Annotated in this window: 20 protein-coding genes; 2 read left to right on the forward strand and 18 right to left on the reverse strand. The window is 69.8% G+C overall.

Features of this window, described 5'->3' with window-relative positions; genetic code table 11:
* Positions 1–80 precede the first annotated feature (80 nt).
* The 6 genes from der to AC5Y5V_RS18765 are packed head-to-tail and all read right to left on the reverse strand — an operon-like array spanning position 81 to position 5241.
* On the reverse strand, positions 81–1481 hold the full coding sequence (der, locus tag AC5Y5V_RS18740) for a ribosome biogenesis GTPase Der (RefSeq protein ID WP_499938295.1): 1401 nt from the start codon (positions 1479–1481) through the stop codon (positions 81–83).
* Entirely contained in the window at positions 1478–2161 is a 684-nt protein-coding gene (gene cmk / locus AC5Y5V_RS18745) for a (d)CMP kinase (protein WP_499938298.1), read from the reverse strand. Before cmk ends, der begins: the two co-directional genes overlap by 4 nt.
* On the reverse strand, positions 2158–2910 hold the full coding sequence (locus AC5Y5V_RS18750) for a pseudouridine synthase (RefSeq protein ID WP_499938300.1): 753 nt from the start codon (positions 2908–2910) through the stop codon (positions 2158–2160). The genes cmk and AC5Y5V_RS18750 overlap by 4 nt, the downstream gene beginning before the upstream one ends.
* Positions 2910–3608 (reverse strand): SMC-Scp complex subunit ScpB, encoded by a 699-nt coding sequence (gene scpB, locus AC5Y5V_RS18755; RefSeq protein WP_499938302.1) that lies wholly within the window; start codon positions 3606–3608, stop codon positions 2910–2912. Before scpB ends, AC5Y5V_RS18750 begins: the two co-directional genes overlap by 1 nt.
* Entirely contained in the window at positions 3605–4402 is a 798-nt protein-coding gene (locus AC5Y5V_RS18760; RefSeq protein WP_499938357.1) for a segregation/condensation protein A, read from the reverse strand. Before AC5Y5V_RS18760 ends, scpB begins: the two co-directional genes overlap by 4 nt.
* Complete coding sequence (locus AC5Y5V_RS18765) at positions 4378–5241, reverse strand: ParA family protein (RefSeq protein ID WP_499938304.1); 864 nt, start codon at positions 5239–5241, stop codon at positions 4378–4380. Before AC5Y5V_RS18765 ends, AC5Y5V_RS18760 begins: the two co-directional genes overlap by 25 nt.
* A gap of 120 nt (positions 5242–5361) precedes the next feature.
* On the opposite strand from AC5Y5V_RS18765, the gene AC5Y5V_RS18770 reads away from it, so the two are divergent.
* Entirely contained in the window at positions 5362–6117 is a 756-nt protein-coding gene (locus tag AC5Y5V_RS18770) for an O-methyltransferase (RefSeq protein WP_499938306.1), read from the forward strand.
* Between the two features lie 3 nt (positions 6118–6120).
* On the opposite strand, the gene xerD is transcribed toward AC5Y5V_RS18770, so the two are convergent.
* From xerD to tyrS, 12 genes are all read right to left on the reverse strand, one after another.
* Entirely contained in the window at positions 6121–7062 is a 942-nt protein-coding gene (xerD, locus tag AC5Y5V_RS18775; RefSeq protein WP_499938359.1) for a site-specific tyrosine recombinase XerD, read from the reverse strand.
* A gap of 8 nt (positions 7063–7070) precedes the next feature.
* Positions 7071–7694, reverse strand: a complete 624-nt coding sequence (locus AC5Y5V_RS18780; protein ID WP_499938308.1) for an NUDIX domain-containing protein — start codon at positions 7692–7694, stop codon at positions 7071–7073.
* Positions 7687–9447, reverse strand: coding sequence for a CTP synthase (gene pyrG, locus AC5Y5V_RS18785; RefSeq protein WP_499938310.1), 1761 nt, complete (start codon positions 9445–9447; stop codon positions 7687–7689). The genes AC5Y5V_RS18780 and pyrG overlap by 8 nt, the downstream gene beginning before the upstream one ends.
* 119 nt (positions 9448–9566) lie before the next feature.
* A complete protein-coding gene (locus AC5Y5V_RS18790) occupies positions 9567–10511 on the reverse strand; it encodes a copper transporter (protein ID WP_499938312.1) in 945 nt (314 codons plus the stop codon).
* Positions 10512–10523: 12 nt separating this feature from the next.
* Positions 10524–11705 (reverse strand): putative cytokinetic ring protein SteA, encoded by a 1182-nt coding sequence (steA, locus tag AC5Y5V_RS18795; RefSeq protein WP_499938314.1) that lies wholly within the window; start codon positions 11703–11705, stop codon positions 10524–10526.
* A gap of 192 nt (positions 11706–11897) precedes the next feature.
* Positions 11898–13646 (reverse strand): DNA repair protein RecN, encoded by a 1749-nt coding sequence (gene recN, locus AC5Y5V_RS18800; RefSeq protein WP_499938318.1) that lies wholly within the window; start codon positions 13644–13646, stop codon positions 11898–11900.
* A complete protein-coding gene (locus tag AC5Y5V_RS18805; RefSeq protein ID WP_499938321.1) occupies positions 13647–14570 on the reverse strand; it encodes an NAD kinase in 924 nt (307 codons plus the stop codon).
* A complete protein-coding gene (locus tag AC5Y5V_RS18810; protein ID WP_499938323.1) occupies positions 14567–15376 on the reverse strand; it encodes a TlyA family RNA methyltransferase in 810 nt (269 codons plus the stop codon). The genes AC5Y5V_RS18805 and AC5Y5V_RS18810 overlap by 4 nt, the downstream gene beginning before the upstream one ends.
* Positions 15377–15384: 8 nt before the next feature.
* The gene (locus tag AC5Y5V_RS18815) at positions 15385–15570 is read right to left on the reverse strand and encodes a hypothetical protein (protein WP_499938327.1); all 186 of its coding nucleotides are present in this window, start codon (positions 15568–15570) and stop codon (positions 15385–15387) included.
* Positions 15571–15625: 55 nt separating this feature from the next.
* Positions 15626–16618 (reverse strand): HAD-IIA family hydrolase, encoded by a 993-nt coding sequence (locus tag AC5Y5V_RS18820; protein WP_499938331.1) that lies wholly within the window; start codon positions 16616–16618, stop codon positions 15626–15628.
* Positions 16615–17352, reverse strand: a complete 738-nt coding sequence (locus tag AC5Y5V_RS18825; protein WP_499938334.1) for a tetratricopeptide repeat protein — start codon at positions 17350–17352, stop codon at positions 16615–16617. The genes AC5Y5V_RS18820 and AC5Y5V_RS18825 overlap by 4 nt, the downstream gene beginning before the upstream one ends.
* A 1-nt stretch (position 17353) precedes the next feature.
* Positions 17354–18628 (reverse strand): tyrosine--tRNA ligase, encoded by a 1275-nt coding sequence (tyrS, locus tag AC5Y5V_RS18830; protein WP_499938338.1) that lies wholly within the window; start codon positions 18626–18628, stop codon positions 17354–17356.
* A 234-nt stretch (positions 18629–18862) separates the two neighbouring features.
* Here tyrS and AC5Y5V_RS18835 point away from each other — a divergent pair.
* Positions 18863–19736: bile acid:sodium symporter family protein (locus AC5Y5V_RS18835; RefSeq protein WP_499938340.1), on the forward strand; the 874-nt coding region annotated here is incomplete at its 3' end.

The following is a 19736-nucleotide window of genomic DNA, read 5'->3' on the forward strand; positions in this document are numbered from 1 at the left end:
CCGGCTCATGTGGTCTCCGGCGGGGATTGGCCAGTCCTCGCTGAGGCCGCCGCCCGCCTGAGCACGCGAGGCCGAACGACCTACCGCCGCTTGGCCGACCGCTTCTCGCGCACCCGCACGTTGATCCGAATCGGGCTGCCTTCGAACCCGAAGGTCTCGCGCAGCCGACGCTCCAGAAACCGCCGATAGCCGGCCTCTAGGAAGCCAGAGGTGAACAGCACGAACGTCGGTGGCCTCGCACTCGCCTGAGTGGCGAACAGGATGCGCGGCTGCTTGCCGCCGCGCACCGGCGGCGGCGTGGCTGCGACGACCTCTTTGATCCACGTGTTCAGCGGGCCCGTCGGGATCCGGGTGTCCCACGATGCCAGCGCGCTCTCCATCGCCGGCACGAGCTTCTGTACGGCGCGCCCGGTCCGGGCGGAGATGTTGACGCGCTGTGCCCAGCGCACCTGAACGAGCTCGCGGTCGATCTCGCGGTCCAGCAGATCGCGGCGATCCTCGTCGACCAGGTCCCACTTGTTGTAGGCCAGCACCAGCGCGCGGCCGGCCTCGATGACCATGGACAGCACCCGCAGATCCTGCTCGGTGATCGGCTGCGACGCATCGATCAGCACGATCACCAGCTCGGCCAGATCGATGGCGCCGTGCGTGCGCACGGATGCATAGAACTCGTGCCCGCTGGCCTGGCCCACCTTGCGGCGCAGGCCGGCAGTATCGACGAATCGCCAAGTCTTGCCGCCCAATTCGATAAGCGAGTCCACCGGGTCGACCGTGGTGCCCGCGACGTCGTGGACTACCGATCGCTGGTCTCCGGCCAGCTTGTTCAGCAGCGAACTCTTGCCCACGTTCGGCTTGCCGACGAGCGCTACCCGTCGGGGACCGCCCTCGCGCGACCCCGCCTCGGCAACCTCGGGCAGCGCGGCCAGCACCGCGTCGAGCAGGTCGCCCACGCCGCGGCCGTGCATGGCGCTGATCGCATACGGCTCCCCCAGGCCCAGCGACCACAGTGCGGCGGCGTCGGCTTCACCCTTGTCGTTGTCAACCTTGTTGGCCGCCAGGAAGACCGGCTTTCCGGAGCGGAGCAGGATACGGGCGGCGGCCTCGTCGGCGGTGGTGGCGCCAACGGTCGCGTCGACCACCAGGATCACCGCGTCGGCGGTCCGCATCGCGACCGACGCCTGCTCGGCCACCAGGTTCTGCAGGCCCTTGGCGTCGGGCTCCCATCCCCCGGTGTCCTGCACGACGAACCGACGCCCGGTCCACAGCGCGTCGTAGGAAACTCGATCCCGCGTGACGCCGGGAACATCCTGCACCACCGCTTCGCGCCGGCCCAGGATCCGGTTCACCAGCGTGGACTTGCCGACATTGGGCCGGCCGACCACCGCGACCACCGGCGCCGGGCCGGCCTCGTCCAGCTCGTCGACGTCGGATTCGCCGAGCTCCCAGTCGCTTTCGTCCGCCCAGGTACCGTCCTGGCTCACCGCACCGCTCCTCTTCGCTGCCGCACCAACTCCAGTAGGTGACTGATCACCTCGGACTCGGTCATGTCGCTGGTGTCGACGACCACGGCATCCTCGGCCGCCCGCAGCGGCGACACGGCTCGCGTGGAATCCAGATGATCGCGCCGACGGACGTCGGCCAGCACGGTGTCATAGGCGTCGGGCAGCCCCGCCGCGACATTCTGGTCATTGCGGCGCCGGGCCCGCGTCTCGGCCGAGGCGGTGAGGAAGATCTTGACCGGAGCGTCGGGCAGCACCACGGTGCCGATGTCGCGCCCCTCGACGACGACGCTGCCCGGTCCCTCCGTCAGCCGGCGCTGCAGCTCGACGAGGCGGGTGCGCACCGCCGGGACCGACGACACCGCCGATACCGCCCGGGTGACGTCGTCGCCGCGGATCTCCGTCGAAACATCCTCTCCGGCAAGGTAACAAAGATCGTCGTCGGGGTCGTAGCTCACCGACAGCGCCACATCTCCGACGGCGAGCCCAACCGCCTCGGCATCGGCCGGGTCGGTTCCGGCGCGCAGCACCGCCAGCGTCACGATCCTGTACATCGCCCCGGTGTCCAGGTAGCGCGCACCCAGCTCCCGCGCCAATCCCCTTGACACCGAGGACTTTCCGGTACCCGCCGGCCCGTCGATCGCGACCACCGTGTCAGTCACAGACCCACCGCCCGGTAGAGCTGGCCGACCTCGTCGTGCCGCAGCGCCCGGACATTGCCCGGCCGCAGCTTGCCCAGCGTCACCGCGCCGATGTCGGTGCGCACCAACGACTCCACCGGATAGCCCACCGCACCCAGCATCCGGCGCACGATGCGATTGCGCCCCTCGTGCAACGTCAGCCGCACCAACGTCTTTCCCGGAATGGCGTCGACCACCGCGAAGTCGTCGACGCGGGCGAGCCCGTCGTCCAACTCGATCCCCTCCCGCAATTTCTTGCCCACCCCGCGCGGCACCGACCCTGTCACCGTCGCCAGATACGTCTTGGGTACCTCGTGGGAGGGATGCATCAAGCGGTGCGCCAGCTCGCCGTCGTTGGTCAACAGAATCAGCCCTTCGGTGTCGGCGTCCAATCTCCCGACGTGGAACAGCTTCTTGTTTCCGCGCACCTTGCGTTCGACCAGATCGCCGATGCACGGCCGGCCGCGGTCGTCGGACATCGTCGAGTGCATGCCGCGCGGCTTATTCAGCGCCAGGTACACCAGGGAGTCGTCAAGCACCACCCGGGCCCCGTCCACGCGGATCACGGCAGCGTCCGGATCCACCCTGGTGCCCAACTCGGTTACCAGCTCACCGTTCACCTCGACGCGGCCCTGGATGATCAGCTTCTCAGCCGCCCTCCGCGACGCAATCCCGGCCTGCGACAACACTTTTTGCAGGCGGACTCCCTGCGCGTCCGTTTCGTGCGCCATCAATCCTGGTCCACGTCGAACGAGATGGTCTCCTCCGCGGCCCGACCGCCGTTGAGTTTGATGAAACGTGGCTCGCTGTCCAGGGATTCGCTCAGGTCCTCGATGGTGTCGACGTCGGGCAGCAGCGGCGCGATGTCGGGCAGTTCGGTCAGCGACGACAACCCCAGCCGCTCCAGGAACAGCTCGGTGGTCACGAACGTGGCCGCCCCGCTGTCGGCGTCGGGACCGGCCTCGGTGATCAGACCGCGGGCCAGCAACGTGCGCATCACCGCGTCCACGTTGACGCCGCGGACCGCGCTGACCCGCGCCCGCGTCACGGGCTGGCGGTAGGCGACTACGGCCAGCGTCTCTAGTGCGGCCCGGGTCAGCTTGGAGCGCGCCCCGTCGAGCAGCAGCTTCTCCACGTAGGGCGCGAACCGGGCGCGGGTGTACAGCCGCCAGCCCTCACCCGACTTGCGCAGGTCGATGCCGCTGTCCCGCTCGGTCAGCTCCTCAGACATCTGCTGGAGCCTGGCGGCAATCCGGTAGACGGGTTGCTCGGTGGCGGCGGCCAGCGCCTCCACCGTGACCGGGGTGTCCACCACCAGCAACAGCGCCTCGAGCACCGCGCCGAGCTCGTCGGGATCCAATTCGGCGGGCTCGGCGATGTCGGGGATGCCCTCCTCCGACTCGGAGGGGGGCACAAGGGGTTCGGTCATGATTCGTCTCGCACTTCGCTGGTCGGCCGTTCTCCGGTCCACGAAACCTGGAGCAAGCCAAGCGGCTCGGACTGCTCGAATGTTACCGTCCGGGACCGATACAGCTCGAGCAGCGCCAGGAAGCGCCCGACGACCTCGATCGGCGCCCGGCAATCCGCCACCAGCTCGGAAAACGACGCCCACGAACCGCTGCCCCGCGATTCCAGCAGCCCCAGCAGGTGCGCGGCCTGCTCAGCAACCGAGACCTGCACCTCGTGCAGGTGGCCGGTACCGACCGTCGGGACCGGGCGCGGGACGAACGCGATGGCCGCGATCTGGGCGAAGCGCTCGGCGTCGACGCCGAGCATCACCTCGGGCAGCAGGCCGGCGAACCGCTCCTCGAGGGCCACCGCACGCGGATAGCTGCGCAGCGCGGCGGCCTCGAGCTCCGCGAACATCTGCGCGACGTGCTTGAACGCCCGGTATTGCAGCAGCCGCGCAAACAGCAGGTCACGCACTTCCAGCAGGGCCAGATCCTCGGCGTCGTCCACCTGTCCGGCCGGCAGCAACCGGGCCGCCTTGAGATCCAGCAGCGTCGCGGCGACGACCAGGAACGCGGTGGTCTCCTCCAGGCCCAGCTCAGTGCCGATCTGCCGGGTGTAGGCGATGAAGTCGTCAGTGACCTGGTGCAGCGCGACCTCGGTGACGTCGAGGCGGTGCGCGAAGATCAGCTGCAGCAGCAGGTCGAACGGCCCCTCGAAGTTGGTCAGCCGGACCTGGAAACCGGCGTTCACGCGCCGAATCGGTGGATGAATTCGCGGGCCAGCGAGCGGTAGGCGATGGCGCCTCCCGATTTCGGCGCCCACGTGGTGATGGGCTCGCCGGCGACGCTGGTCTCCGGGAAGCGGACCGTGCGGCTGATGACCGTGTCGAACACCAAGTCACCGAATCGCTCGACGACGCGGGCCATGACCTCGCGGGAATTCACGGTCCGCGGGTCGTAGCGGGTGATCAGGATGCCGCTGATGTCCAGCTTGGGGTTGAGCCGGTCGCGCACCTTGTCGACCGTATCGGTGAGCAGCGCCAGGCCGCGCAGCGAGAAGAACTCGCACTCGGTCGGGATCACCACGCCGTCGGAGCAGGCCAGCCCGTTGACGGTGAGCAAACCCAGCGACGGCTGGCAGTCGATCAGCACATAGTCGTAGCGGTCCAGCACCGGGTGCAGCGCGCGCGACAGCGTCTGTTCCCGGCCCACCTCGTTGACCAGCTGGATCTCGGCGGCCGACAGGTCGATGTTGCTGGGCACCAGATCCATGTTCTTGACCCGGGTGTGGATCAGCACGTTGTCGATCGACGTCCGCGGCTCCACCAGCAGGTTGTAGATCGTCTGGTCCAGCTCGTAGTGCGGCACGCCCAGGCCCGCCGACAGCGCGCCCTGCGGGTCCAGATCCACCAGCAACACCCGCCGGCCGTACTCGGCGAGCGCGGCGCCCAGGTTGATCGTCGACGTGGTCTTCCCGACGCCGCCCTTCTGGTTACACATCGCCACGACCTTGGCCGGGCCGTGCGACGTGCGCGGCTCGGGTTCCGGGATCGCCCGCGGCGGCCGCCCAGTCAGGCCGATCTCGGGAACGCTGTCGGGTTGGTCGGTCATGATCGCAGGAAAGTCTATCGGGTCGGATCCCCTGGCCCGGGCGACCCGCAGGCAATTCAAGCTGCGAATACGCGGGCGGCGCGCGGCAACGGTCCGCCGGGGCACCTATCGTTGGGAGCTATGAGTCCGAAGCGCCGCAACCCACTGCTCCGCTGGTCGGTGTGGCGGATGGGACCCGGGGTGGTCCGCAAGATCAACACGACAGGTCAGATCGGCGACGGCCGCGAGACGGCGGCGGTCGAATACGTCATCAAGAACGCGCGGCCCGGCGACATCGACGACGTCATCGCCACCATCGACAAGTTCGCCTACGAAGAGTCGATGCTGATCAACATCGGCGACGAAAAGGGACTGCTGCTCGACGCCGCGGTGCACAGCGCCAGCCCCGCGTTGGCGCTCGAGTTGGGCACCTATTGCGGCTACGGCGCGCTGCGGATCGCGCGCGCCGCACCGGACGCCAAGGTCTACTCGGTAGAACTCGCCGCGGCCAACGCCGCCAACGCCCGGCGGATCTGGGAGCATGCCGGGGTCGCGGACCGCGTGACGTGCGTGGTCGGCACCATCGGCGACGGCGGATACACGCTGGACGCGCTGGCCAACGAATACGGATTCACCGCCGAGGCACTGGACTTCGTGTTCATCGACCACGACAAGGACGCCTACCTGCCGGACCTGCTCAGCATCCTGGACCGCGGCTGGCTGCATGCGGGGTCGATCGTGGTCGCCGACAACGTCCGCGTGCCGGGCGCGCCGAAGTACCGGGAGTACATGCGGCAGCACCAGGGCCAGCACTGGTCGACCATCGAGCACAAGGCCCATGTCGAGTACCAGAGCATGATCTCCGACCTGGTGCTCGAGTCGGAATACCTGGGCTAGCCGCTACCGCGCCCGCGGGTGCGCGCCGGCCCACACCTCGCGCAGCGCGTGCACGGTGACCAGGGTGTAGATCTGCGTCGTCGTCACCGACGCATGGCCGAGCAATTCCTGCACGACGCGCACGTCGGCGCCGCCCTCGAGCAGATGGGTGGCGAACGAATGCCGCAGCATGTGCGGCGACACGCCCGCGGTGATGCCGGCCCGCTCGGCGGCCTCCTGCAGCACCTGCCAGGCGCTCTGCCGCGACAGCCGGCCGCCGCGCGCGTTGAGGAAGATCGCCGGCGTCCCGCGGCCGCGGCGGGCCAACTCCGGGCGTCCCCGCACCAGGTAGGCGTCGAGCGCCGCCACGGCGGGCCGCCCCACCGGCACCAGCCGCTGCTTGCCGCCCTTGCCGTGCAGCAGCACCGACCGGGCCTCGGTGTCGATGTCGTCGACGTCCAGGCCGACAGCCTCGGAGATCCGGGCGCCGGTGGAGTACAGCAGTTCCAGCACAGCGCGGTTGCGCAACGTCAGCGGGCCGTCGGCCGCGCCGTCACCACCCGCGCCCTCCAGCAGCGCCAGCACCTCGTCGATGGTCAGGCTCTTCGGCAGCCGACGACCGGGCGTCGGCGGCCGGACCGCGCGCGCCACGTCCAGCTCGGCCAGCCCCTCGGCGGCGGCGAACCGATGCAGTCCGCGCACTGCGACTAGGGCGCGCGCCGCCGACACCGCGGACAGCGCCGCCACCCCAGACTCGGGATCGCCGCGGCGCAACGCCACCAGGAATTCGCTGACGTCGACCTCGCCGACCTCGGCCACATCATGGATGCCCCGGTCCGCCAGGTGCTTGGCGTAGCGGCGCAGGTCGCGGCGATACGAGCTGAGCGTGTTGGCCGCGACGCCACGCTCGATCACCAGGTGGTCAAGGTAGCCCTGCAACTGCGACTCCAGCGCGAACGCCGCGATTGCCTCCGTCACTGCCCGGCCTGCCGCGCCGCGAACCTCGTCGGCCGGTCGGTCCAGGGGCTATCCGGCGGGCGCGGTTCGGCGAACCCGTTGCTGACCGCGTGCGCGGCCAAAATCCCGGCTACCGCAATGGCATTGACGATTTCGCCGTCGAGCACCTTGCGCGCGGCATCGGCCAGCGGGTACCACTGCGACGTCATGTCGGCCTCTTCGTCGTGCGCCTCGGGCCGGTCCACCTCGCGAAGGCCGGTGGCCAAATAGACCCGCACCGACTCGTCGCTGAAGCCCGGGGTCGAGTCCAGGTCGACGAGGACTTGCCAGGTGTCGGCCTGCAGGCCGGCCTCCTCCTGCAGCTCCCGCGCCGCGGTCAGCTGCGCGGGCTCGCCGTGCACGTCGAGCAGCCCGGCCGGTAGCTCCCACAGCCGCCGGCCGAAGGCATGGCGGTACTGGTAGATCAGCAGGATGTTGCCGTCGTCGTCCAGTGCGACCACCGCCACCGCGCCGAAGTGCTCGACGACCTCCCGGACGACCTCCTTGCCGCCCGGCATCCGGACGTGGTCTCGCCGCAGCGCGAAAATCTTTCCGCTGTGCAGGGTTTCGGACGACGTCGTCTCGAAGTCGTGCTCAGCCACGGGTGGCGGGCTCGGGTAACGGCTGCGCGACGTCGTCGCGGTGCGGGTTGCCATTGGGCCCCTGCTCCGGGGCCTCGGGGATCTCTACGGGCAGCAGCTCCGCGTTCTTGTAGTCGATGGCCGCCCCGACGAACGCGACGAACAGCGGGTGCGGCCGGGTGGGCCGGCTCTTCAGCTCGGGGTGGGCCTGGGTGCCGACGATGAACGGATGAACCTCGGGCGCGTACTCGACGAACTCCACCAGGTGACCGTCGGGCGAGGTTCCGCAGAAGCGCAGGCCGCTTTCGGCGATGCGGTCCCGGTAGGCGTTGTTGACCTCGTAGCGGTGCCGATGCCGTTCGGACACCTGGGTGGTCCCATACGCTTGCGCCACAACCGATTCCGGCTCCAGCACGGCGGGATAGGAGCCCAGCCGCATGGTGCCGCCTAGATCGGCTTCGCCCGCCACGATCTCCTCCTGGTCGGCCATCGTGGAAATCACGGGATCCGGCGTGGACGGTTCGAATTCGGCCGAGTTGGCTTCGGTGAGACCGACCGAGCGGGCGGCCTCGATGACGATGCACTGCAGACCCAGGCACAGGCCCAGCACGGGCAGGCCGTGCGTCCGCGCATAGCGGATGGCGCCGAGTTTGCCCTCGATCCCACGGATGCCGAAGCCGCCGGGAATCAGCACGCCGTGCACGTCGCCCAGCGCGGCCGCGGCACCGGCGGGTGTCTCACAGTCGTCGGAGGCCACCCAACGGATCTCGACCTTGGCGTGGTGCTTGAAGCCGCCCGCGCGCAACGCCTCGGCAACCGACAGGTAGGCGTCGGACAGCTCAACGTATTTGCCCACCAGGGCAATTCGCACTGTCTCGTGCGGTTCGTGCACCCTGCGCAGCAGGTCGTCCCATTCCGTCCAGTCGACGTCGCGGAACGGCAGGTTGAGCCGGCGCACCACGAAGGCGTCGAGTTCCTCGCGGTGCAGCACCTTGGGGATGTCGTAAATCGAGGGCGCATCCGGCGTGGAGATCACGCCGTCGATGTCGACGTCACACATCAGCGCGATCTTTTCCTTCAACGACTCGGGGACGTTGCGGTCGCAGCGCAGGATCAGCGCGTCCGGGGTGATACCGATGCTGCGCAGCGCGGCCACCGAGTGCTGGGTGGGCTTGGTCTTGAGTTCGCCCGACGGCGCCAGATACGGCACCAGCGACACGTGCAGAAAGAAGACGTCCTCGCGGCCCAGGTAATGACGTACCTGGCGGGCGGCTTCCAGAAACGGCTGCGACTCGATGTCGCCGACGGTGCCGCCGATCTCGGTGATGACGACGTCGGGACGGTGGCCGTTGGCGTCCGGCTCGGCCATGGCCAGGATGCGTCGCTTGATCTCGTCGGTGATGTGTGGGATGACCTGGACGGTGTCGCCGAGGTACTCGCCGCGGCGCTCCTTGGCGATGACCGTCGAATACACTTGCCCGGTAGTGACATTCGCCGAGCCGGACAGATCGCGGTCGAGGAAACGCTCGTAGTGCCCGACGTCGAGGTCCGTCTCGGCGCCGTCCTCGGTGACGAAGACTTCGCCGTGCTGGAACGGGTTCATCGTGCCCGGGTCGACGTTGAGGTACGGGTCGAGCTTCTGCATCGTCACGTGCAACCCGCGGGCGGTCAGTAACTGACCGAGGCTACTGGCCGTCAGGCCTTTCCCGAGCGACGAAGCGACCCCTCCGCTGACGAAGAGGTGCTTGGTGGCGGTTTGCGGATGCTTTCGCAAAGACGACCTCCGTGAAGACGGGCAGGGCTTGGGAAATACCGGCTGGGCCTGCCGACCCACGGAAACCCACCCTAACATCCACGGCGCCGCACCGCCGCGAACACGCCCGGCCTTCGTAACTACTGGGGCACGGTGATCGACTTGGCGCCGTGGCCGGTGCCGTACTGGCCGGTGTGGCCGCCGTTGATCAGGTCGTGCAGACCGAGGATCGTGGTGATCCGCCCGGACTCGGCGCCGACGTTGTCGACGGTGGTGACCGTGCTGGTCATCCCGCCGTCGGCGCGGGTCACCGCCACCGCGGCGCTTCCCGTCCCCGAGCCGTCTCGGCCGGCGAGCACCACGCCGGACCCGTGCGGCGCGAGCGCGGCCGCGAACCGGGCGACGCTGGCCCCCTGATTGCCGGTGTCCGGCGGCAGGCCGCCCCCGGTGACGACGATGGCGGCGTTGGACGCCCCGAAGTGGTCGCTGGGCAGGTAGGTGATGAACCCGGTGTCGCGCAGTGCCGCCAGCACCGTCGCGCGCTGGGTTTCGTCCACGCCCGGCACGGCGGGATCGGCGTTGATCAGCAACGCGATGCCGAGCAGGTCACCGGCCTGCGAGCCCTGATCGACCAGCTTCGTGCTCAACTGGGCACCGGCCGGCAGCACAGACGAGTTGACCACGGTCCGCAGTTTCTCCGCCGAATTTGCCTCGACGAACTCCTGGGTCAGCGAAACGGTTCCGGTGACCGTACCGCCCGCCTGGCCAACGATTTTCGACACCGCGGCGATGTCGTCGTCCTTGGCATCCGGGGTACGGAACAAGACCACCGACTTGCCCGCCAGCGCGTCGCGCACGATGCGCCCCACCAGTTGGCTGTCGAAGTTGTTTGCCGCGCTCAGCTTCTCGGCCAGGGCGTTCTTCTGGTCGTTGAGGCCGTTGATCTGGGTGTGCAGGTCGCGCTTCTCGTCGCGCAGGCTGGACAGCAGCGTGTCCGACAGGAAACCGGAACCCAGTACCACCCCGACGGCGAGCGCCAGGAAGACCGCGGCCAGCGAGAACGCATGTTGACGCAACGAGATCATGAGGGCACGTCCTTAAGAGACCAGGTGCTGAACCCACAGCGTGAAGCGGTTCCAGTACTCGACGATCCAATGCAGCACGGTCGCGTCGGTGCGCGAGACCCACAGCGCGACGATGACGGCGATCAGCATCGTCAGGGCCAACAGCGCAATGGCGCCGCCGGACATGTGGTTGCGGTACAACGTGGCGACGGCCCTGGAGTCCACCAGCTTCTCCCCGACCCGCAGCCGGGTCAGGAAGGTCGACGGATTGCTCTGGGTGCGCGTGCGGTCGAAGAATGTCTCGATGTTGGCGGTGTGGCCGGCGGTGACGAGCAGGGCGGCGCCGTGGTGATCGGCCAGCAGCAGGGCCAGGTCGACCGCCGAACCGGCCGCCGGGAACGTCATCGCCCCGACCCCGAGGTCCTGGATGCGCTCCAGGCCCGGCGCGTGGCCGTCGGCGTCGGCGGGCAGCACCACCTGGGCGCCGCACTTGAGGGCCTCGGTGCTGATTTGGTCGGGATCGCCGACGATGATCTGCGGGCGATACCCCGCCTTGCGCAGGATGTCCGCGCCGCCGGCGACGCCGAGCAGCACCGGCTGGTACTCCTTGATGAACGGCTTGAGCGCCTTGAGGTCCTCGGCGGCGCTGGGTTCGTCGGCGACGATCACGACGTGGCGGCGACGCAGGTCGACGTCGATGTCCGGGATGCCGATGCCGTCGATCAGCAGCGGGCTCTCGCTCTTGATGAACTCGATCGTGTTGCCCGCGAACGCCTCCAGGTGGGCGGACAGCCCGCTCTTGGCCTCCCGCATCAGGTCGGCGATGTCGTGGTCGGTGCGCTCGGTGCCGCGGATCAGTCGGCGGTCGCCGGCGTACACGCCGCCCTCGTAGAGACGGATCTTCGAGCCGTCCTTGATCTTCTTGAAGACCTCGGGGCCCGTCTCGTCGATCAGGGTGACGCCGTTGGTGACCAGCACCTCGGGCCCCATGTTGGGGTAGCGGCCCGACACGGACGGCGACGCGTTGACGACCGCGGCGATGTCGGCCTCCACCAGCGCGTCGGCGGTGATGCGGTCCAGGTCCAGGATGTCCAGGACCACGATGTCGCCCGGGCACACCCGGCGCAGCAGTCGATCGATGTTCTTGTCCACCCGCGCGGTGCCGACGAGGCCTGGCCGGGTGGTGTTACGAGTCAGAAGCGTGGACATCCTCATGGGGTGCGATTCTGTCCGCGAAGCGCGGCAGCTGCCGGGAGGCGCGCCGTAACATCTGTCTCATTAGTTATCTAGCGTCACATCTGTCACAGGTCGGCCGCGATTGCGTATCGCTGTTCTGGTGAGACTGCCCGGAGCGTGGCCGTGGCCGCAGGCTCGACGCCGCTGCCCGCCCGTGGCGGGCGCGCCGCCTTAGATCTGGTCGTTCTGCGCGCCGTCGAGCAGCTCGCGGGCGTGCGCGCGGCCGCTGTCGGACTCGCCGAGCCCGGCCATCATCCGGGCCAACTCGGCCACGCGGTCGTCACTCTCGAGACGGCGCACCCCGCTCGCACCCTTGGGCCCGGCGCTGTGCACCACGAGGTGCACGTCGGCGTACGCGGCGACCTGCGGCAGGTGGGTCACCACGATGACCTGGTGGGTGCGGGCCAGCCGCGCCAGCCGGCGGCCGATCTGCACCGCGGCCCGGCCGCCAACCCCGGCGTCGACCTCGTCGAACACCATCGTGGTGCCGGTCGCGGACGCCGACAGCACGACCTCCAGCGCCAGCATCACGCGCGACAGCTCACCGCCGGACGCGCTCTTGGCCAGCGGTAGCACCGTCATGCCGCGGTGGGCGGCGAAGCCGAACTCGACGTCGTCGACGCCGTCACCGCCCGCCCGGGCCGACTCGCCGGATGGCAGCGTGAGCCCGACGGGGTCCTCCGGTTCGGCCGGATCGACGCTGACGCCGATGGTGAATTCGGCGTCGCCCATCGCCAGCCCAGACAGCTCCGCCGTCACCTCCTTGGCCAGCTTCTTGGCGGCCTTGCGCCGCATCTTGCTGAGATCGTCTGCGGCGCGGGCCAATTCGCGAGCAAGTTCGGCGACCTGGCGCTCCAGCGCCGCTATCCCCTCCTCGGAGACGTCGAGCTGCGCCAGGCGTTCGCGCGACTCGGCGGCCCAGCGCAGCACGCCGTCGATGTCGGCGGCGTACTTGCGGGTCAGCGTGCGCAGCTCGGCCTGACGGCCCAGCTTGGCCTCCAGCGTGCTGGCGTCAGCCGGCAGCGACTCCAGGTAGTCGCCGAGTTCGCGGCCCACGTCGACCACGACGGTCAGGACGTCGCGCAGCTGCCCGGCCAGGGCCTGCAGCGTCGCGTCGTCGGTCGATTCCAGCGCGGACTGCGCCCGCCCCAGTCCGTCCGCCGCGCCGGAGCCGTCGGCGTCGTCCAGCGCGCCGGACAGCGCCTGACGCGCGACGTTCGCGGCCTCGCGCAGTGTGTCCAGTTCCGAGAGCCGGACGATGTCGGCGACGAGCGCGTCGTCTTCGCCGGGTTGCGGGTCGACGGCGTCGATCTCGGTGAGCGCGAACTTCAGCCGGTCCGCCTCCTGGGCGAGTTCGCGGGCTCGGCCACGGCGGTCGGCGAGGTCGCGCCGCGCCGTCAGCCAGGCGTCGCGCAGCTTGCGATAGCGCTCCACCGACGGCCCCGCCCCAGCGAAGCGATCCAGCGCCCCGCGCTGCTCCTCGGGCCGCATCAGCCGCAGCTGGTCGTTCTGCCCGTGCAGGGTCAGCAGCTCGGAGGTGAAGCCGCTCAGCGACTTGACGGGGACGCTGCGCCCGCCGAGATAGGCCCGCGAAGGTCCGTCGCGGCTGACCGAGCGCAGCGCGATCACGCTGTCGTCCTCGTCGCGCTCCGACCCCGACGACTCCAGGATCCCGTCCAGCCGCGCGGTCACGGCGTCGTCGAGATCGGTTGTGGTGAAACGTCCTTCGACGACGGCACGGTCGGACCCGGAGCGCACGCGGGTGGCGTCGGCGCGGGCGCCGCCCAGCAGGTGCAGGCCGGTCACCACCATGGTCTTGCCGGTGCCGGTCTCACCGGTCAGCACGGTCAGGCCGCGGCCGAACTCGGCCGTCGCGACGCTGATGGCGCCCAGCGACTCGATGCGGATTTCGGTCAGCATTTACTTCCCGCGCCACCCGGTGACCGGCAGCCGGAACTTGTGCACCAACCGGTCGGTAAACGGCGCGCTGTCCAGGCGGGCCCATTTCACCGGCGTGGCACAGCGGGTCACCTCCACCCGCGCGCCGGCCGGGATGACCATTTCGCGCCGGCCGTCGCAGAACACCAGGGCGTCGTGGCCCGTCGACTCGATCTCGATCGCGATGGTGGCGTCGGGACTGGTGACCATCGGCCTGCCGAACAAAGCGTGAGCGTTGTTGGGTACCACCAGGATCGCTTCCAGGTCCGGCCACAGCACGGGTCCGCCCGCGGAGAAGGCGTACGCGGTGGACCCGGTCGGCGTGGACACCAGCACGCCGTCGCAGCCGAAAGTCGACACCGGACGGCCGTCGATTTCGATGACGACACCGAGCACGCCCAACCGCGGCCCCTTTTCCAGGCTGGCCTCGTTGAGCGCCCAGCCCTGCTCGATGATGTCGCCGCCGACCCGCACGACGACGTCGAGCGTCAGCCGTTCTTCCACCCGGTAGTCGCGCGCGACGACGTGATCGAGCACCCGGTCGATGGCCTCCGCCTCGGCCTCGGCCAGGAAGCCGATCCGGCCCAGGTTGACACCCAACACCGGGATGTCGGCGTTGCGGGCCAGTTCGGCGGCGCGCAGGAAGGTGCCGTCGCCACCGAGCACCATCACCAGCTCGCAGCCCTCGGCGGCCTTCGGGTCCGCATCGACGACCTCGATGTCGACGCCCAGCGCGCGCATATCGCCCGGCCCCACGTGCAGCGACCCGCGGTCGACCGCCTCGGCGGACAGCACACGCAACTCAATTCCGTTGTCGCCCAGCACTTTCTCGACGCGCCGCGCGGTTTCGGTGGCCTCGTCGCGTCCGGTGTGTACGACGAGCAGGATGGTACGTTCGGTGCTCACTGCGGCCCCTCGCTGACGGCGTCGTGAACGGCGGTCTCCAGCGCCTGACCGGCCAGCGGCCGATCCGTCTGGGCCCGCAGCCACAGGAAGTATTCGACGTTGCCCGACGGCCCGGGTAGCGGGCTGGCGGTGACGCCGACGGTGTGCCAGCCCAGCCCCGCGGCGCGGCGGGCGACCGCGAGTACCGACGCGGCGCGCATCTGCGGGTCGTGCACCACCCCGCCGCGGCCGACCTGGCCCTTGCCCACCTCAAACTGCGGCTTCACCATGGGAACGATATCCGCGGTCGGCGACGCGCACCCAACCAGCGCGGGCAACACGGTGGCAAGCGAGATGAACGACAGGTCCGCCACCACGAGGTCCACCTGGCCGCCGATCACGTCGGGTGTCAGCTCGCGGGCATTGGTCCGCTCGACGACGACGACCCGCGGGTCGCTGCGCAGCGACCAGGCCAGCTGGCCGTATCCGACGTCGGCGGCGACCACCTCGACGGCCCCACGGTCCAGCAGGACCTCGGTGAACCCGCCTGTCGAGGCGCCGGCGTCCAGGCAGCGCCGGCCGTCGACGGAAAGCCCGAAGGCGTCCAGCGCGCCGATCAGCTTGTGCGCCCCGCGCGACACCCAGGTGCGTTCCCCGTCGTCGGCGACGGTCAGGGCGGCGGTGACGGCGACCGCGGTGCCCGGCTTGACCGCCGGCATGCCGTCGATGCTCACCCGGCCGGCGCCGATCAATTCCGCGGCCTGCTGACGCGAGCGCGCCAGGCCGCGTCGGACCAGCTCGGCATCGACGCGGGCACGCCGAGGCATGCGCGCACTCAGCCCTTCTCCGCCGACTCCAGCGCCCGCAGCAGCACGTCGTGCGCCTCGGAGAGGCGCCGCGCGATGTCTTCGAGCTCAGCTAACGACGGCCCGTTCTCCAGGTCAGCCGGATTCGCCGGGTCGGGCAGTTCGGTGATCAACGCCTCAATTTCGGCGCGAATCTGATCAGGATCGATATTCATTGCGCTCCTACGCTACCGGCTTGGACCCGGCATGCATTTCGCTGGACAGCACCCACTAGATCAGCGACCACCGGCCCAGGGCGTCCCGGGCGCGGTCGTCCCCGGCTTCGATGTCCGGCGTCCCGTCCGCGTCCCAGACGGCGGCCGCGACGGCACGCACGATCGACAGGCCGTCGCCGTCGTCGTCGTGGCCGTCCGCGCTGACCGTGATCGACCCGTCGCCGACCTCCACCCGCCAGCAAGGCTGCGGGGCGATTTCGAGGGCGTCGGCCTGTTGGTGCAGGCACCGCAGGTCGTGACCGATGAAGGTGGGCCGCCGATTCGGCTCGGCGTAGACCGCATCCCGCGCATCGTTGACCCCGGTGAGCACCATCAGGCTGGGCAACCCGGCGGCGTTGGCGCCTTCGATGTCGGTGTCCAGCCGGTCGCCGACCACCAGCGGCGCGCGAAAGTCGCCGCGGCCCACCGCATCCCGCATCAGCTGCGGCCCCGGCTTGCCGGCCACCTGGGGCTCCGCATCGGTGGCGGCCCGCAGCGCGGCCACCAGCGAACCGTTGCCGGGCAGCAGGCCGCGTTCGGTGGGCAGCGTCTTGTCGACATTGGCCGCCACCCACACCGCGCCGGCGCGGATCGCCAGCGCGGCCTCGGCGAGCTCGGGCCACCCGAGGGTCTGCGACAGGCCCTGCGCGACGGCGTCGGGGTGTTCGTCGAAACTGCGCACCGGACGCAGCCCGGCCTTGGCGACCTCGTCGGCCAACGCGTCGGTGCCCACGATCAGCACCCGCGAACCGCTCGGCAGCTGCGCCGCCAGCAGGTGCGCGGCGCTCTGGGCGCTGGTGACGACGTCGTCGTCGGTGGCGCTGAACCCGAGTTCACGCAAGTGGGTGGCGACGTCCCCGGCGCTGCGCGACGCGTTGTTGGTGACGAACAGCGCGCGGCCGGGCACCTCGTCGAGCGACTCGACGGCGCCCTCGGTGGGCTGCTTGCCGCGAAACACCGTGCCGTCCAAGTCGATCAGCAGGCAGTCGTATTCCTGCGCGAGAGTCATCCGAGCTCGCTGACCCGCTCCTCGGCGTCGGTGACGCCGTCGATGTCCGCGCCCGCCGCGCGCAGGAACCATTGCAGCGCTTCGTCTTCGCGGCCGAGCGCGAGCAACGTGTCGGCGTAGGCGTAGAACAGCCGCGCGGCCGTCGTGCCGGTGCGGGACGGGTCCAGCTGCGGCGTGGACAGCACGGTCAGCGCCTGTTCGAGCTGGCCCAGATCGGCGCGGGCGCCGGCGGCGACGATGCGCAACTCGTCGGCGTCGTCCCCGCTGAGCTGCTCCGCCTCCGGCCCGCGCGCCAGTTCGATCGCCCGCTGCGGACGGCCCAGGCCGCGCTCGCAATCGGCGATCAGCGCCAGCAGCGACGACTTGCTCCCCATCCGGCGGGCGGCGCGCAGTTCGGCCAGCGCTTGGGACCAGTCGCCGCAGTGGTACGCGGCGATCCCGACGGCCTCGCGGACCGCGGCGAGCCGGCTGGCGCGGGCGCGCGCCGCACGCGCGTGGCTCAACGCGGTCTCGGGGTCGTCGTCGAGCAACTCGCCCGCGGCGACGAGATGGCAGGCCACCGCCTCGGCGGTGGAGCGGCCCAGGGTGCTCAGCTCGCGCCAGATTTCAGGGGCCAGCTGCTTGGCTTCCACGCCAGGCGGGATCGGCGGCGCGTCGGGCGCCTCCGGAGCGCTCTTCGGCTGGACCGGTCGGGCCCGCCCCGGACCCGACCAGGATTTCTCGTTCCTATCCATGTCAGCCCACCCGCTCGATCCCAGCGATGTTGCGCTTGCCGCGGCGCAGCACCAGCCACTGGCCGTGCAGGAAGTCCGACGGCTGGGGGGCCCAGTCCTCGTTCTCGATGCGCACGTTGTTCACCGAGACGCCGCCCTCGCCGATCGTGCGGCGCGCCGCCTTGCGGCTTTCGGACAGGCCGCTGGCCACCAGCAGGTCGACGATCCCGTCGGGCTCCCCCGGCTTGAGCTCGGCGACCGTGGTCTCGCGCAGCGCCGCGCCCAGCGTCACGTCGTCCAGGCGGTCCAGTTCACCCTGCCCGAACAGCGCCCGGCTGGCGTGCTCGACGGCCGCGGTGGCCGCTTCGCCGTGCACCAGCGTCGTGAGCTCGGCGGCGAGCCGGCGCTGGGCCGCACGCTGCTGCGGACGCTCCGCGGTCGCCTGCTCCAGCTCCGCCAGCTCGTCGGCCGTCAGGAAGGTGAACCAGCGCAGGTAGCCGATGACGTCGGCGTCGGCGGTGTTGACGAAGTGCTGATACCAGGCGTACGGACTGGTCATCTGCGAGTCCAGCCACAGGCTGCCGCCGCCGGTGGACTTGCCGAACTTGGTGCCGTCGGCGGCGGTCAGGAGCGGAATGGTGAGCGCGTGGACGGATGCGCCGGTCTTCTGGCGGACCAGGCGCACACCGGCGATGATGTTGCCCCACTGGTCCGAACCTCCGATCTGCAGCGCGCAGCCGTGCCGCCGGTGCAGTTCGAGGTAGTCGTTGGCCTGCAGCAGCATGTAGCTGAACTCGGTGTAGGAGATCCCGTCGCCCTCCAGCCGGCGCCGGACCATGTCGCGGTCCAGCATCACGTTGACCGAGAAGTGCTTGCCGAGGTCGCGCAGGAACTCGATGGTCGACATGGCCTGCGTCCACTCGAAGTTGTTGACGACGATCGCGCCGGTCGGCGAGTCGTCAAAGTCGACGAAGCGCTCCAGCTGCCCACGGATCCGCTCGGTCCATTCGGCGACGGTGTCGGCCTCGTTCAGGGTGCGCTCGCCGACTTCACGCGGATCGCCGATCATGCCCGTGGCGCCGCCCGCGAGCACGATGGGCCGGTGACCGGCACGCTGAAACCGCTTCAGCGCCAGCAGCGTCACCAGGTTGCCGGCGTGCAGGCTCGGCGCCGTGGGGTCGAAGCCGGCGTAGACCGTGATCGGCGCGCGCTGCGTCTCGGCGGCCAGCGCTTTGAGGTCCGTGGACTGCGCTATCAGCCCGCGCCAGGTGAGCTCGTCGAGGATTTGAGAGGACATCGCGGACGACTTTAGTCGCTGGTGATTGGGGTGTGCTCGGCCCGCGATTCGCTCACCCTGATTTTGGACGGCCACCGAACCGCCGCTGATTCGCGAGCGTAACCCCACCGCGAGATCGCGGGCCTCAAATCGCAGCCACGTTACGCTCGCGGGCAAGACCGCGGGGCTGGCTGCCAAATAGACTTCTTACGCCCAGGTAAGCCAAGCTAACTAGTCAGCCGACCGTGGAGCGTTATGCAAAACCAGTACTTCCCGTTGGTCGTCGCCGTCGTCATGCTCGCGCTCGGGCTGACGCTCACGGTCGAGGATTTCAAGCGGGCCGCCAACCTGCGTAAACCGCTGCTGGTCGCGCTGATCTGCCAGTGTCTGCTGCTCCCGGGCCTGTGCCTGCTGATCGCCGAGGCGTTCCACCTCCCACCGAACCTGGCGATCGGGCTGATGCTGATGGCCGCGACCCCCGGCGGGACGATGGCAAACATCATCAGCCACCTGGTCAACGGGGACCTGGCGCTGAATCTCACGCTGACCGCGATCAACGCCGTGCTGTCGATCGTCACGCTGCCGGCGATCCTGGCAGCCGCGATGACCTGGTTTCTGGGCGACGGCAAGTTCATCCCACTGCAGCTGGACAAGTTCGTCGCGGTGTTTGCGCTGGTGCTGATACCGACCGCGATCGGCATCGCGATCCGCCATCGCTATCCCGAGCTGGCCCGCCGCATGCAGCGGCCGGTCAAAATCGTCGTCATCGTGCTGGTTGTGGTCGCCATCGTCGCGTCCCTGGCCGGCGGCCGGAACGCCCTGTGGAGCAACTTCGGCGTGCTCAGCGGCGCCGTCGTCACGTTCTGCGCCGTCAGCCTGACGGTCGGTTATCTGGCGCCGCGCTGGATGCGGCTCGCGCCGCCGCAGGCCATTGCCGTCAGCCTGGAGATCGGGCTGCACAATGCGGTGGTGGCGATGGGCGTCGCGCTCAGCCCGCAGCTGTTGAACAGCGCCGAGATGGCCACCCCCGCCGCCATCTACGGCGGCATCGCCCCTTTTCTGGCGCTGACGTTCGTGTTCGCGGTGCGCCGCCTGGACCCCGCGTTTCGGTCCCTGGCGACCGCGAGCG

Source organism: Mycobacterium sp. NGS68 (assembly GCF_059812195.1).

Excerpts from the sequence above, each read along its gene's own strand:
- AC5Y5V_RS18750 (WP_499938300.1), bottom strand. The coding sequence starts at position 2,910 with ATGGCGCACGAAACGGACGCGCAGGGAGTCCGCCTGCAAAAAGTGTTG.
- scpB (WP_499938302.1), bottom strand. The coding sequence starts at position 3,608 with ATGACCGAACCCCTTGTGCCCCCCTCCGAGTCGGAGGAGGGCATCCCC.
- AC5Y5V_RS18765 (WP_499938304.1), bottom strand. The coding sequence starts at position 5,241 with ATGACCGACCAACCCGACAGCGTTCCCGAGATCGGCCTGACTGGGCGG.
- AC5Y5V_RS18770 (WP_499938306.1), top strand. The coding sequence starts at position 5,362 with ATGAGTCCGAAGCGCCGCAACCCACTGCTCCGCTGGTCGGTGTGGCGG.
- AC5Y5V_RS18790 (WP_499938312.1), bottom strand. The coding sequence starts at position 10,511 with ATGATCTCGTTGCGTCAACATGCGTTCTCGCTGGCCGCGGTCTTCCTG.
- steA (WP_499938314.1), bottom strand. The coding sequence starts at position 11,705 with ATGAGGATGTCCACGCTTCTGACTCGTAACACCACCCGGCCAGGCCTC.
- recN (WP_499938318.1), bottom strand. The coding sequence starts at position 13,646 with ATGCTGACCGAAATCCGCATCGAGTCGCTGGGCGCCATCAGCGTCGCG.
- AC5Y5V_RS18810 (WP_499938323.1), bottom strand. The coding sequence starts at position 15,376 with ATGCCTCGGCGTGCCCGCGTCGATGCCGAGCTGGTCCGACGCGGCCTG.
- AC5Y5V_RS18815 (WP_499938327.1), bottom strand. The coding sequence starts at position 15,570 with ATGAATATCGATCCTGATCAGATTCGCGCCGAAATTGAGGCGTTGATC.
- AC5Y5V_RS18820 (WP_499938331.1), bottom strand. The coding sequence starts at position 16,618 with ATGACTCTCGCGCAGGAATACGACTGCCTGCTGATCGACTTGGACGGC.
- AC5Y5V_RS18825 (WP_499938334.1), bottom strand. The coding sequence starts at position 17,352 with ATGGATAGGAACGAGAAATCCTGGTCGGGTCCGGGGCGGGCCCGACCG.
- tyrS (WP_499938338.1), bottom strand. The coding sequence starts at position 18,628 with ATGTCCTCTCAAATCCTCGACGAGCTCACCTGGCGCGGGCTGATAGCG.